Annotated in this window: 14 protein-coding genes and 1 pseudogene; 12 read left to right on the top strand and 3 right to left on the bottom strand. The window is 64.2% G+C overall.

The features are described 5' to 3' along the window. Window positions 1-416: helix-turn-helix domain-containing protein (locus ABW18_RS21635; RefSeq protein ID WP_049701018.1), on the bottom strand; the 416-nt coding region annotated here is incomplete at its 3' end. A 429-nt stretch (window positions 417-845) separates the two neighbouring features. On the opposite strand from ABW18_RS21635, the pseudogene ABW18_RS23540 reads away from it, so the two are divergent. From ABW18_RS23540 to ABW18_RS21590, 10 genes and pseudogenes are all read left to right on the top strand, one after another. Then, a pseudogene (locus ABW18_RS23540) lies at window positions 846-1366 on the top strand (general stress protein). Window positions 1367-1369: 3 nt separating this feature from the next. Beyond that, window positions 1370-3253 carry a molecular chaperone DnaK gene (gene dnaK / locus ABW18_RS21630; protein ID WP_005180078.1) on the top strand — a complete coding sequence of 628 codons (1884 nt, stop codon included), beginning with the start codon at window positions 1370-1372 and terminating at the stop codon, window positions 3251-3253. An 8-nt stretch (window positions 3254-3261) separates the two neighbouring features. Then, window positions 3262-3786 (top strand): nucleotide exchange factor GrpE, encoded by a 525-nt coding sequence (locus ABW18_RS21625; RefSeq protein ID WP_005180075.1) that lies wholly within the window; start codon window positions 3262-3264, stop codon window positions 3784-3786. A 5-nt stretch (window positions 3787-3791) separates the two neighbouring features. Then, a complete protein-coding gene (locus ABW18_RS21620; protein ID WP_005180074.1) occupies window positions 3792-4745 on the top strand; it encodes a DnaJ C-terminal domain-containing protein in 954 nt (317 codons plus the stop codon). Continuing rightward, a complete protein-coding gene (locus tag ABW18_RS21615; protein ID WP_005180070.1) occupies window positions 4742-5071 on the top strand; it encodes a chaperone modulator CbpM in 330 nt (109 codons plus the stop codon). The genes ABW18_RS21620 and ABW18_RS21615 overlap by 4 nt, the downstream gene beginning before the upstream one ends. Next, the gene (gene clpB / locus ABW18_RS21610) at window positions 5053-7683 is read left to right on the top strand and encodes an ATP-dependent chaperone ClpB (protein WP_005180068.1); all 2631 of its coding nucleotides are present in this window, start codon (window positions 5053-5055) and stop codon (window positions 7681-7683) included. Before ABW18_RS21615 ends, clpB begins: the two co-directional genes overlap by 19 nt. Before the next feature lie 14 nt (window positions 7684-7697). Continuing rightward, a complete protein-coding gene (trxA, locus tag ABW18_RS21605) occupies window positions 7698-8150 on the top strand; it encodes a thioredoxin (protein ID WP_049701016.1) in 453 nt (150 codons plus the stop codon). After that, window positions 8147-8413: a UBP-type zinc finger domain-containing protein gene (locus tag ABW18_RS21600; protein WP_005180064.1), complete on the top strand. Its 267-nt coding sequence runs from the start codon at window positions 8147-8149 to the stop codon at window positions 8411-8413. Before trxA ends, ABW18_RS21600 begins: the two co-directional genes overlap by 4 nt. After that, complete coding sequence (locus ABW18_RS21595) at window positions 8391-10118, top strand: FAD-dependent oxidoreductase (RefSeq protein WP_005180062.1); 1728 nt, start codon at window positions 8391-8393, stop codon at window positions 10116-10118. Before ABW18_RS21600 ends, ABW18_RS21595 begins: the two co-directional genes overlap by 23 nt. 13 nt (window positions 10119-10131) lie before the next feature. Then, window positions 10132-10572, top strand: a complete 441-nt coding sequence (locus ABW18_RS21590) for a DUF1931 family protein (RefSeq protein ID WP_174320862.1) — start codon at window positions 10132-10134, stop codon at window positions 10570-10572. A gap of 135 nt (window positions 10573-10707) precedes the next feature. On the opposite strand, the gene ABW18_RS21585 is transcribed toward ABW18_RS21590, so the two are convergent. Beyond that, complete coding sequence (locus tag ABW18_RS21585) at window positions 10708-11394, bottom strand: TetR/AcrR family transcriptional regulator (protein ID WP_053117551.1); 687 nt, start codon at window positions 11392-11394, stop codon at window positions 10708-10710. A 103-nt stretch (window positions 11395-11497) separates the two neighbouring features. After that, window positions 11498-11857, bottom strand: a complete 360-nt coding sequence (locus ABW18_RS22590; protein WP_083444496.1) for an IclR family transcriptional regulator domain-containing protein — start codon at window positions 11855-11857, stop codon at window positions 11498-11500. On the opposite strand from ABW18_RS22590, the gene ABW18_RS23295 reads away from it, so the two are divergent. Further along, window positions 11856-12137 (top strand): transposase, encoded by a 282-nt coding sequence (locus tag ABW18_RS23295; RefSeq protein ID WP_005180712.1) that lies wholly within the window; start codon window positions 11856-11858, stop codon window positions 12135-12137. The genes ABW18_RS22590 and ABW18_RS23295 overlap by 2 nt on opposite strands. Continuing rightward, a complete protein-coding gene (locus ABW18_RS21575; RefSeq protein WP_227923720.1) occupies window positions 12131-12832 on the top strand; it encodes an IS3 family transposase in 702 nt (233 codons plus the stop codon). The genes ABW18_RS23295 and ABW18_RS21575 overlap by 7 nt, the downstream gene beginning before the upstream one ends. Window positions 12833-12856 lie beyond the last annotated feature (24 nt).

The following is a 12856-nucleotide window of genomic DNA, read 5'->3' as shown; positions in this document are numbered from 1 at the left end:
AATCCGAACGCTCTCCATACACGCGAAACAGTTGACTGCGACATGCCGAGATGCTCAGCCATCGCCCGCGTCGACCAGTGTGTCGCATTCTTCGGAGTGGTCTCGAGAGTTGCGGTGATCAGGTCTTTGATCTGCTCGTCGTCGACGGTGCGAGGTCGCCCGGGCCGGGGTTCGTCGAGCAACCCCTCGCAGCGGTGCTCGACGAACCGGCCTCGCCATCGCCGCACGGTACCTCGGTTGAGGCCGAGTCGTTGTGCCACTTCGGTATTCGACCCGCCATCAGCGGCAGCGAGAACGATTCGTGATCGCATCGCCAAACCCGAGGCCGTCGTTCGCCGACGCGCCCACCCTTCGAGCTCACGGCGCTCGTCATCGGTCAGAACAACATCCACTGCTCGCGGACCCCGGGTTGCCATTCCCTAGCCTAACAACCGAACGAAATTAATGACTCAGGACACTAGCCACACACCGACACGGTACTCTCGTTCTCCACCGTCGCATCGGCCTCGAATTCAAGCGTTGTCGACACTCGACTCCCGTCTTGCTCTCTTCGTCCCATCCGCACACTTCTCTCCAATCAGCAGGGTTACGACCAATACTTGAGCCCGCCGCGTCGATTCCCCCATTCCATGACGGTAGGCACCGTTCTGGGCGATACTGAGAAGTGCCCCGGACCGAGTAGAGGCTAGGTACATGCAGAACTCACGCAATCCTGACGCGACAATTCTCACTGCGGCCGAACCGCATCGGATGACACTGGGACTGCCCCTACGCAAAACCCCAGGCATCCGCGGCAGCGGCACCACACGGAGATATTCTGGCCGGCCAACCCATCAGGCAGGGAGGTGATAGAGTCCAGTGGCGGGACTACCACGGTACGTCCGCACCGATCTGCCCCTCAAATATAGTAACGTTCGCCAACTTCGCCGAAACTGAAAACGACGTCGACGACCTCTCCGGCCAGCATTTCGCAGTAGGCAAACTAGCCATCGCGCGCCAGGACATCGAGCCGGTCGAATAGGTCATCGGCACACTGAACTACCGTTGGGCCGCGCCCGCGCCGCCGCGGGCGCGTGGACAGCTACACCATTAGGCTGGATTTTTGGATTACTCCACCGAGGCCGGCCGCCGTGTACACGCCTCGATCTCAGCTTCTACGCGCCGATCTTCGGTGCCGTTGTCGGCGCTCCGTTCGGCCTGCTCATGCACGCATCACAGGACAGGGCAGCCAGCGCGACTTCACCTCGTTCCCAGTCCTTACGACCATGTCCCTACACAACCACGTCACTACGAAGTCCTCGCCGACGTCGAGGTCGCGGACGAAGCCGTCCGCCTTCTCACCGGCCGGACCGATCGAAAGGAATGAATCATGGCAACTGCGGTAGGCATCGACTTGGGCACCACCAACTCGGTCATCGCAAGCTGGCAAGGCGGCGAACCGGTGGTGATCTCCAATGTCGAGGGTGCGCGGACGACGCCGTCGGTGGTCGCCTTCACTGAGAGTGGCGAGCGCCTGGTGGGTCAGCTGGCCCGACGACAGGCGATCTTGAACCCGAAGGGCACGATCTACTCGGCGAAACGCTTCATCGGGCGTCACTACGATGAGATCTCTGAGGAGGCCAAAGCGGTCAGCTTCGACGTCGTGCCGGGTGACAACGGTGAGGCGCGATTCGACGTGCGGGGCAAAAAGTACGCGCCGGAGGAGATCAGTGCACTGGTGCTGCGCAAGCTCGTCGACGACGCGAGCAGGTTCCTTGGCGAGAAGGTGAAGGAAGCGGTCATCACCGTTCCGGCCTATTTCAATGACGCGCAGCGCAACGCCACCAAGGATGCCGGCCGCATCGCTGGCCTCGAAGTTCTGCGAATCATCAACGAGCCGACCGCGGCGGCATTGGCGTACGGCATGGACAAGCAGGTCCATGAAACCGTATTGGTGTTCGACCTGGGCGGCGGCACGTTCGATGTGAGTCTGCTCGACGTCGGTGAGGGCGTAGTCGAGGTTCGGTCCACGGCCGGCGACTCCCACCTCGGCGGCGACGACTTCGACCGGCGCCTGGTGGACTACCTCGCCGACGAATTCCAGCGTGCCGAGAACATCGATCTGCGCAAGGATGCGCAGGCATTGCAGCGCCTCTTCGAGGCCGCGGAGAAGGCCAAGGTCGAGTTGTCCTCGGTGACGCAGGCGCAGGTCAACTTGCCCTTCGTCACTGCTGACGCGAACGGTCCCAAGCACCTCACCACCACGATCATGCGATCGAAGTTCGAGGATCTGACGGCGGATCTGGTGGAACGCTGCCTCGGTCCGGTGAAGCAGGCGATGAGTGACGCCAAGGTCACCGCCAACGATATCGACGAGGTGATCCTGGTCGGTGGTTCGACACGGATTCCGGCGGTGCAGGCGCTGGTTCGCCGGCTCACCGGCGGTAAGGATCCCCACATGGGCGTCAACCCGGATGAGGTCGTCGCGCTCGGTGCCGCCGTCCAGGCGGGCGTGCTCAAGGGTGAGGTTTCCGATGTGCTGTTGCTCGATGTCACCCCGCTGTCCCTCGGCGTCGAGACGCAGGGCGGGGTGATGACCAAGATCATCGAGCGCAACACGACGATCCCGGCCCGGCGCAGTGAAGTGTTCTCCACCGCGGAGGACAATCAGTCCGCCGTGGACGTCGTGGTCCTGCAGGGCGAACGCGAACGCGCCGCCGACAACCGGGTGCTGGGCCGGTTCCGGCTCGAAGACATCCGACCTGCGCCACGCGGCGAGGCGCAGGTCGAAGTCACGTTCGATATCGATGCCAACGGCATCCTCAACGTCACCGCTCGGGATAAGGACACCGGCAAGGAGCAGAGCATCACGATCAGTGAGCAGGGCAACCTGGATCAGGGTGAGGTCGAGCGGATGCTCGCGGAGGCCGAACGGAACCGGGGTGAGGACGAGGCGCTGCGCAAGGCTGTCGACGCGCGTAACGAGCTCGATTCGGTTGCCTATCAGGTGGAACGGCGACTGGCCGAACTCGGTGAGAGTGCGCCACCGCACGACAAGGCGCGCGCCGAGATGCTGGTCGCCGACGCCAGGAAAGCTGTGAAGGACGGTGCTTCACCCGCGGAGGTACAGCCACTGACCTCGGAGCTGCAGCAGCTGCTCTATGGGCTCGCCCCGGTCCAGGCCGGCGGCGGCGACGGACACCAGGCTGGCGGTGGAGACGCTGCGTCGTCGGATGACGACGACGTGATCGACGCCGAATTCGATCGAAGCTGAGGCACCTGATGGACAGATCTGCTGATCATTCGACGACCGAGCCGGCTACCGACGGTACCGACGGGGATCAGACCGAGACGGCGCCTGATCGCACCGACACGGGGGCTGAGTTCGCTCAACTCGAGGACCGCTGGCGCAGGGCCCTCGCAGATCTGGACAACCTGCGCAAGCGGTATGCCAAAGATCTCGACCGTGAACGCGCCGCGGAGACAGCGAGGGTATCGGCGGCGTGGCTGCCGGTGCTGGACAACCTGGAGCTTGCGCTGGCACATGCGGGTAGTGACCCGCAGACTGTCGTCGACGGTGTGAAGGCAATCCGGGACCAGGCGGTGCAGATACTGTCACGGCTCGGCTTCGAGCGCCACGACGAGGTCGGTGTGCCGTTCTCCCCGGAGCTCCACGAAGTGGTCAGTGTGGTGACCCAACCCGACCTTCCCTCCGGAACCGTGATCGAGGTCTTGCGGCCAGGTTACGGAGAAAACGGACAGCAGTTGCGTCCCGCCACCGTGGTCGTCAGCCGACCTGAGGAGTGAGCGCCATGGCGCGTGACTACTACGAAGCGCTCGGGGTCCCGCGCAGCGCCGACACCGACGAAATCCAGCAGGCCTACCGCCGACTTGCCCGCAAATATCACCCCGACATCAACAAAGACCCCACTGCGGAAGACAAGTTCAAAGAGATCAATGAGGCCTACCATGTGTTATCCGACCCGGACACCCGGAAACGCTACGACCGATTCGGTGACGACTTCCGGCGTGTGCCCGAGGACTACGACGAACGGGTCCGGGCAAGCGCCGGTGGGTACGGCGGCGGGTTCGGCGGCGGCGGGTACGGCGGTGGGGGGTACGGCGGTGGGGGCGGGGGCAGAAGGGTGCACTTCGGTCACGGTGTCGGTGGCGAGGGCGGCGTCGACTTCGAGGACCTCTTCGGACAGATGTTCGGCGGCGGTGGCGGGTACGGGCCGATTCCCGGCGCCGATCAGGAAGCGGAACTGGAACTGCCCCTGGAAGAGGCGTACCGGGGCGGCAAACGCACTCTCAGACTGGACGGCCGGCGATACGACGTCAACATTCCGGCCGGTGTCCTGGACGGCCAGCGAATCCGGCTGGCCGGGCAAGGAGGCCGGGGCAACGGCGACGCGCCGCCCGGGGATCTGTACCTCGTGGTCCGGATCAAACCGCATCCCCGGTTCCGCGTCCAGGGCCGGGACATCTACGTCGACCTGCCCGTCTCCCCCTGGGAAGCAGCCCTCGGCGCGACGGTCGCCGTTCCCACCCCGGGTGGCGAGGCGAAAGTCAAAGTCGTACCGGGCTCGTCGACAGGTAGGAAGCTGCGCCTGCGCGGAGAAGGAATGCCCAATCCGCGGGGCGCCAACGGCAACCTCTACGCCGAAATCAAGGTGATGGTGCCGCCGAAACCGACAGCACGCGAACGCGAGCTGTTCGAACAGTTGGCCACCGAATCGAACTTCGATCCGAGGAAACAGCCATGAGCACCCCGACCCCGGTCACCCAGTACATATTGGTTCGCCGTACCGGAATGTCGCTGGATGTCTTCGCCGAACGTACCGGGCTGCACCCCGACCTGGCACGAAAGCTTGTGGCTCTCGGCCTGCTCGACGCCCACCGCGACCCCGGCGGCGAAATATTGTTCGAACCGTCAGCAGTGGCCCACGCTGCCCGCATCCAACGGTTACGGACGGGTCTAGGCCTGAACTACTCGGCAATCGGGCTCGTGCTCGATCTGCTGGATCGAATCGAGAAACTCGAAGCAGCGTCCCACGGAAGGAAGACACCCCCATGGACACCGGCAGCCTGACTGAAAAGTCACGAGAAGCCCTGCAGGAAGCCCAGAACCTGGCGACCAGAATGGGCCACACAGAGGTCGACGGAGAGCACCTGCTGCTCGCGTTGGTCGATCAGCAGGACGGGCTGGTACCCCGACTGCTCGAGCAGGCCGGCGCGAACGTCGACGCCCTGCGATCCGATCTGGAACGTGAACTCTCGCGCAGGCCGAAGGTCAGCGGCCCCGGCGCGACGCCCGGTCAGGTGATGATCACCCAACGCCTGGCCAAGCTGCTCGACGCCGCGGAACGGGAGGCGAAGCGACTCAAGGATTCCTACGTGTCGGTGGAGCATCTCGTGATGGCTCTCTCCGAGGAGGGGTCGACCAGTGCGGCCGGACGGGTTCTCACCAGTCATGGGGTCACACGAGAGGCCTTCCTCACCGCCTTGACCACAGTGCGCGGCAATCAGCGCGTCACCTCGGCCACCCCGGAGGGTGCGTACGAGGCGCTCGAGAAGTACGGACGCGACCTCGTCTCCGAGGGGCGGGCAGGCAAACTCGATCCGGTCATCGGCCGCGATGCCGAGATCCGCAGGGTAACGCAGATCCTGAGCCGGAAGACGAAGAACAATCCGGTGCTGATCGGCGACCCCGGCGTCGGCAAGACCGCGATCGTCGAGGGCCTCGCCCAGCGGATCGTCCGCGGCGACGTGCCCGAGGGCCTACGCGACAAGACGATCTTCTCGCTCGACATGGGTTCCCTGGTGGCCGGCGCGAAGTACCGCGGCGAGTTCGAGGAGCGACTGCAGGCGGTGCTGTCCGAGGTGAAGGCGGCCGAGGGGCGCATCCTGTTGTTCGTCGACGAGTTACACACAGTGGTCGGCGCGGGATCGGTCGGCGGCGAGGGGTCTCTCGACGCCGGCAACATGCTCAAGCCGATGCTCGCCCGCGGCGAACTGCACATGATCGGTGCCACCACCCTCGACGAGTATCGCAAGCACATCGAATCCGATGCGGCACTGGAGCGACGCTTCCAGACCGTTCTCGTCGACGAGCCCGGCATCGAGGATGCGATCTCGATTCTGCGCGGACTTCGAGAACGCCTCGAGGTGTTTCACGGCGTGAAGATTCAGGACGGCGCACTGGTGGCCGCCGTGACCCTCTCGCACCGGTACATCACCGACCGTTTCCTTCCGGACAAGGCGATCGATCTGGTAGACGAGGCGTGTGCGCGGCTACGCACCGAAATCGATTCGATGCCCGCCGAACTCGACGAGCTCACCCGGAAGGTGACCCGGCTGGAGATCGAGGAGGCCGCGCTGTCCAAGGAAACGGACGCGGCCAGCAAGGCGCGTCTCGAAGAGTTGCGTAAGGAGCTGGCCGATCTGCGGGCCGAGGCCGACGCCCGGCACGCGCAGTGGGAGGCGGAGCGCCAAGCGATCCGTCGGGTGCAGGAGCTACGGGGGGAGCTGGAACGATTGCGCCACGAGGCCGAGGAGGCCGAACGCAATTACGACCTCAATCGGGCCGCCGAGCTGCGCTACGGCGAGATCACCGAACTCGAACGCAGGCTCGAGGCGGCGGAGGAGCAATTGGCCACCAGGCAAGGCCGCAATCCGTTGCTGCGTGAGGTGGTCACCGAAGACGAGATCGCAGAAATCGTGGCCGCATGGACGGGCATCCCGGTCGCCCGGCTACAGGAAGGAGAGCGGGAAAAGCTGTTGAAACTCGACGAAATCCTGCACGAGAGAGTCATCGGTCAGGACGAGGCTGTGCAACTGGTCGCAGACGCGGTCATCCGGGCGAGGTCCGGTATCCGTGATCCGCGCCGGCCGATCGGTTCGTTCATCTTCCTGGGCCCGACAGGTGTGGGGAAGACCGAGCTCGCAAAGACGCTGGCCAGTGCCCTCTTCGACAGCGAAGACAACATGGTGCGCCTGGACATGAGCGAGTACCAGGAGCGGCACACGGTGAGTAGGCTCATCGGTGCACCCCCCGGGTACATCGGGTACGACGAGGGTGGCCAGCTCACCGAGGCGGTGCGCCGCAAGCCGTACTCCGTGGTGCTCTTCGACGAGATCGAGAAGGCCCACGCCGACGTCTTCAATACCCTGCTGCAGGTGCTCGATGACGGCCGGATCACCGATTCTCAAGGCAGGCAAGTCGATTTCCGGAACACGGTGATCATCATGACCTCCAACATCGGATCCCAGCATCTCCTCGAGGGAGTCACAGCCGACGGCGAGATCAAGCCGGACGCCCGGGAGCGGGTGCTGGCGGAACTGCGCGGGCACTTCCGTCCCGAGTTCCTCAACCGGGTCGACGACATCGTGTTGTTCACCCCGCTCACGCTGCCCCAGATCGAGCACATCGTCGAGCTGCAGCTCGCCGATCTTCGGAACAGGTTGTCGGAGCGCCAGATACACCTGGATATCACGCCGGAAGCACGCCGGCTCATCGCCGAACACGGTTTCGACCCGGTCTACGGTGCGCGGCCGCTGCGGCGGTATATCGCCCATGAGGTCGAAACCAGGATAGGTCGTGCGCTGTTGCGCGGCGAAATCGAACCGGGCGGCACCATCAGTGTCACGGTGGACGGCGGCGAGCTCGCCGTCGCATATACGGAACCCGCCATCGCGGCCTGAGAAGAGGTGTCGTCATGGGATCCGACAAGGTGAAGTGCCCACACTGCGGCAAGGTCAACAAGGTGCCGGCGGCCGGGGACGGGAGACCCCGCTGCGGGAACTGCCACGAGCCGCTGCCCTGGATCGCCTCGGCAGGGGACGGCGACTTCGCGGAGGTCGCCGAGAAATCCTCGGTGCCTGTACTCGTTGACCTCTGGGCGACGTGGTGCGCTCCGTGCCGCATGGTCAGCCCCGCGCTCGCGCAGCTCGCCACAGAACGCGCAGGTCAGATCAAGCTGGTCAAGGTCGACGTGGACGCTGCGCCCCAGACGGCCGAACGGTTCACCGTCCGCGCCGTACCGACTCTGCTGGTGATGGACCGAGGTGAGGTACTCGCTCGTCAGGCGGGCGCAGCTCCGGTACCCCAGCTGCGCACGTGGCTCGATCAGGCGCTCTCGGAAAATGCAGGCAAGAAGGCGAAGCCATGACCTCGGTCCATGCCGACCCGCACGTGACCGCGATCCGGGCCGTGGTGCCCCGCACTCCACAGGGTTGCGAGGAATGTCTTCGCCTCGGCACCCCGTGGGTACATCTGAGGCTGTGCCTGACGTGCGGACACGTCGGTTGCTGCGACTCCTCGCCGGGCAAGCACGCGAGCGCACACGCTCACACCATCGGCCATCCGATCGTCCAGTCGATGGAACCCGGTGAAGATTGGCGCTGGTGTTATGTCGACCAGAACTTCGTCTGAGGACGCCCCACGCCTCGGCGACGGTCAGCTCGTCGACGACGAGACCCCGGATACAGTCGGAGCATTCCCGCGGCTGACGGACGACCAGATCACGACGCTCGAGGTCGGTGGCACGCGTCGATCGGTTCACGCCGGCGAGGTGCTGATCCGAGCGGGCGCGCCCAGCAACGACTTCTTCGTCATCCTCACCGGCAAGGTCGCGGTCATCGACGAGGGCGCCGAGGACGGCGAACGCCGGATACTGCGCGTGCACGGTCCGGGCCGATTCCTGGGCGAGCTCGGACTGCTGGAAGGCCAGGTGGCGTTCTTCACCGCCGAAGCGATCGAGAACGGCGAGGTCCTCGTCGTCCCGGCCGAGCGGGTGCGCGAGCTCGTCGCCCACGACCTCGTGCTCAGCGATCTGATCCTGCGCGCCTACCTGATCCGCCGGCACCTGCTGATCGGGCTCGGCGCGGGGTTCCGGATCATCGGCTCCTGCTATTCCCCGGACACGTTGCGGCTTCGCGAATTCGCCATACGAAACCGGCTGCCCCACAGGTGGATCGATCTGGAGCAAGACGAACGGGCGGAGCAGCTGCTGCAAAGCCTGGGTGTCGCCCCCGAGGACACTCCCGTCGTGATCTGGCACGGCGAGAAAGTGCTGCGCAATCCGACGAACGCCGAACTCGCCCGCATCGTCGGGCTCCCGGTCCCAGACTCGGTCCCGGACGCAGCCCAGGACGTGTGCGACCTCGTCGTCGTAGGTGCCGGACCGGCGGGTCTGGCCGCGTCCGTGTACGGCTCATCCGACGGGTTGAACACGGTGACACTGGAGTCGATCGCTGCAGGTGGGCAGGCTAGCACCTCCTCCCGGATCGAGAACTACCTGGGCTTCCCGGCGGGGATCTCCGGCGCCGAATTGGCCGAGCGCGCCCTAATCCAGGCCGGGAAATTCGGTACCCGCCTTCTCGTGTCGGCGGAGGTGACCGGTTTGGGATCCGAGGGCGGGCACCATGTGCTCCGGCTGGCGGACGGCGGCGAGATCCGCGCCCGGGCGGTCGTGCTCGCCACCGGGGCGCGATATCGCAAGTTGGAGGTTCCGGGAATCGAGGCACTGGAGGGGAGAAGCGTGTATTACGCCGCAACCCATCAGGAAGCGCGGCTGTGCGGCACCGACCCTGTAGCCATCGTCGGCGGCGGAAACTCCGCCGGCCAGGCCACCGTCTTCCTCGCAGACCATGTCTCCCACGTTCACCTCCTCATCCGCGGCCACGACCTCGGAAAGAGCATGTCCCGATACCTGGTCGACCAGATCGAACGGCATCCGCGGGTGACCGTGCACCGGAACACCGAGATTCGTCAGGTCCACGGCGACAAGCACCTCGAAGAGATTGTGGTCGAGGACAATCGCACGGGCGACCAGGACACGATCCGGGTGCACGCCCTGTTCGTCTTCATCGGGGCGACGCCGCACACCGGGTGGCTGGCCGACACGATCGCACTCGACGACCACGGCTTCGTCCTCACCGGCATGGACGCGGTCCACGCCCGAGGAGACGGCAACCGGCCGATCAGCGCCGGGCTGTCCAGGACGCTCGAAACCAGCCGGTCCGGCCTGTTCGCGGCGGGCGACGTCCGCAGCGGCTCGGTGAAACGGGTCGCATCCGCAGTCGGTGAAGGAGCGATGGCGGTACGCCAAATCCATGAATACTTCGAAAGGAGCTGACGACATGCCAGTGATGGGCACCGTCAAATTCCAGCGGTTCTTCCGGGCAGCGGCCGGACTACAGGTCGACCGGAACGACCTCAAGCGCTATACGGATTTCATCGACGACAAGATCTACGACCTGATCCTGATCGGCAAGGCCTCGGCAAAGGCAAACCTGCGGGACGTGATCGAACCGTGGGACCTGCCGATCACCAAGGGGCTGCAGGAGAGCATCCACCGGTTCGAGAAGCTGGACGAGGAGATCGAACTACAACCTCTGCTCGACCAACTGGCGGCCCGGCCATCCTTGGACGTGGCTCTCTCCGAGGAGACCGAGCAACGACTGCCGCTGATCGCCGGAGGCCTGAGCGTGGCGCTGGCGCATACCTTCGTCACGGTCGAGCCGGACCGCAAGAACCCCGGGACCGCCGAATGGAGCGTCGCCCTCGACATCTTCCATCAACTCCTCTGAACCCAGCCAGCGACCGGGCACTGATGGCGGACAAACGTGCCATCCTTGGCTTCGCCGAAAGGCACTGTCGTCATGCATTCAGCCTAGCCGCTAGACTGGCCAGAAACTAGCCATATGTTTAGCCGATAATAGCGATTATGTCAGGTTGAGCAGTTCGTGGGTGTTGAAGGGGAATTCGGACCCGGCCCTGCGAGGATTGGTAGGCCCTATATCAATCAGACGCACGCCTGATTGATGCGGCGCCTTGGCGCCCACGCAGATGATTTCGATTCCTATATCGAGCAGTTCGCGAGCCGAGTCCCAGCGCTCCTGGCGTATCCGGTGTCGGCAATCTGGTGATTCGACGAGATTCTCCGCCACTACTGTGAGTGCGGTACCGGCAACCAGATTCCACACTGTCGCCGATGTCGCGCGTGCTACCGGCGGTGTAGTCCCTGCTTCGACGAAGGCACTCGCTAACCAAGCCAGGCTTTGCTCCGACTCTGGAGATGCTGCGGTGCGGGGCGACGCTAGGGCCAGCACGAGCCACTGATGACGGTTGTAGAGAGCCCAGTCTATTTCCACGGCCGTCAGAACTCGTTGATACCATGGCGTTTCGGAAATTCTTGGATAGGGATGTCTGCGCGTGATCTCGAGCGTCATTGCTTGGATGAGCATGCCCTTGTCGTCGACGTATCGGTAGAGCGACATGGCGCCAACTCCTAACTCGTCGGCAAGCGAACGCATCGTCAACGCGTCCAGTCCGCCGGCGTCGGCAATCTCGATTGCCGCCTCGACGATCAAGGCGTACGACAGCCTGGTTCGGTTGTTCGGATTCGGCATGATCGGCGGGCTCACCCTTCAACGCAGCTCAATGGGACGCCCGGCGCAACGCCCGTCGAGTGCACAGACATACAACCACCGGCCTTCTGTCACGGTTCTGTTCTCAGTGGGTCTGGATTCGATCGGTTGCGCCCAGGCGCAGTCGGAGGTCGGCCTCGATTCGCGAAGCCGTATTGGTCATCGCTGTGATCAGCTCTGTTTCGGAGTCGTTGTGGGGTGTCGATGTGTGCATGATCGATAGATTTAGAGCTGCTATCGGTCGCGGCGACCTGTCATAGACCGGCACCGCATAAGCGCAGAGACGGTCATTGAACTCCTGGTCCATTACGCACCACCCGCGATCCGATACCCCACGAATACTTTTGCGCAGCTGCGCCTTTTGGCGTGTCCCCCGTGAACCGGTCCGGTTGGTTCTAGAGTCTTGATTGCCCTGATGAGGGCGCGAAGGGACGATAGGAATCATGGCGGGACGTAAGCGTCACTCGGCCGAGGACATCGTGCGCAAGCTGCGCCGAGCTGATGAGTTGGCCGCGGAAGGTAAGACCGGTGAGGAGATCGCCGCCGACCTCGAGGTGTCGGCCGCGACGTTGTACAACTGGCGCCGCCAGTACGGCGGCATGGACGGCGACGCCGCCAAGGAACTCAAAGAGTTGCGCGATCAGAACAGTCGGCTCAAGCGACTGCTCGCCGACGCCGAGTTGGAGAAGGACGCGCTGCGGGAGATTGCGCGGGGAAAATTCTGAGCCCAACTGCCAAACGCGCCGCCATAGACATGCTCAAAGCTCGCATGAACATGTCAGAACGTAAGGCGTGCAGGGTTGTTGGGCTCGCCCGCTCCGCCTATCGGCAGCTGCCGCAAGCTCAGACACCTGCAGATTCCGACGCTGGCCTGCGTGAGCAGCTACGGACCTATGCCCGCAAGAACCCTCGTCATGGGTTCCGTCGGGCGTGGGCGTGGTTGCGTTTCGACGAGGGCGACACCGTCAACAAGAAGAAGGTGCACCGGTTGTGGAAGGAGGAAGGGCTGCAGGTACGCCGGGCGCCTCGCCGCAAGCGGGCGGGCCAGTCGTCGGTGCCGGTCGTGGTCGCTGATGCGCCGAAAGTGGTGTGGGCATTGGACTTTCAGTTCGACTCCACCGTCGATGGACACAAGATCAAGATCGCCTCGATGGTCGATGAACACACCCGGATGTCGTTGCTGAACATCGTCGATCGCTCGATCACCGCGGAGCGGTTGATCGAGGAGCTTGAGAAGGTTTTCGCGATCTGGGGTGGCCCGCCGATGGTGCTGCGTATGGACAACGGCCCCGAGTTCATTTCAGAGGCCCTCCGAGCGTTCTGTGCAGGGTCGGTGGGGATCTCCTACATTCCGCCCGGCACACCGTGGAACAACGGGTTTATCGAGTCGTTCAACAACCGGCTGCGCGACGAATGCTGACACGCCTGGGAATCTTGGAGACTC

The organism is Gordonia jacobaea (assembly GCF_001186365.1).
GTDB lineage: Bacteria > Actinomycetota > Actinomycetes > Mycobacteriales > Mycobacteriaceae > Gordonia > Gordonia jacobaea.
Note: the sequence above shows the minus strand (reverse complement) of the source record. Positions and strands in the feature narration are given on the sequence as shown.

Excerpts from the sequence above, each read along its gene's own strand:
- ABW18_RS21625 (WP_005180075.1), top strand. The coding sequence starts at position 3,262 with ATGGACAGATCTGCTGATCATTCGACGACCGAGCCGGCTACCGACGGT.
- ABW18_RS21600 (WP_005180064.1), top strand. The coding sequence starts at position 8,147 with ATGACCTCGGTCCATGCCGACCCGCACGTGACCGCGATCCGGGCCGTG.
- ABW18_RS21595 (WP_005180062.1), top strand. The coding sequence starts at position 8,391 with ATGTCGACCAGAACTTCGTCTGAGGACGCCCCACGCCTCGGCGACGGT.
- ABW18_RS23295 (WP_005180712.1), top strand. The coding sequence starts at position 11,856 with ATGGCGGGACGTAAGCGTCACTCGGCCGAGGACATCGTGCGCAAGCTG.
- trxA (WP_049701016.1), top strand. The coding sequence starts at position 7,698 with ATGGGATCCGACAAGGTGAAGTGCCCACACTGCGGCAAGGTCAACAAG.
- ABW18_RS21590 (WP_174320862.1), top strand. The coding sequence starts at position 10,132 with ATGGGCACCGTCAAATTCCAGCGGTTCTTCCGGGCAGCGGCCGGACTA.
- ABW18_RS21615 (WP_005180070.1), top strand. The coding sequence starts at position 4,742 with ATGAGCACCCCGACCCCGGTCACCCAGTACATATTGGTTCGCCGTACC.
- dnaK (WP_005180078.1), top strand. The coding sequence starts at position 1,370 with ATGGCAACTGCGGTAGGCATCGACTTGGGCACCACCAACTCGGTCATC.
- clpB (WP_005180068.1), top strand. The coding sequence starts at position 5,053 with ATGGACACCGGCAGCCTGACTGAAAAGTCACGAGAAGCCCTGCAGGAA.
- ABW18_RS22590 (WP_083444496.1), bottom strand. The coding sequence starts at position 11,857 with ATGATTCCTATCGTCCCTTCGCGCCCTCATCAGGGCAATCAAGACTCT.
- ABW18_RS21585 (WP_053117551.1), bottom strand. The coding sequence starts at position 11,394 with ATGCCGAATCCGAACAACCGAACCAGGCTGTCGTACGCCTTGATCGTC.
- ABW18_RS21620 (WP_005180074.1), top strand. The coding sequence starts at position 3,792 with ATGGCGCGTGACTACTACGAAGCGCTCGGGGTCCCGCGCAGCGCCGAC.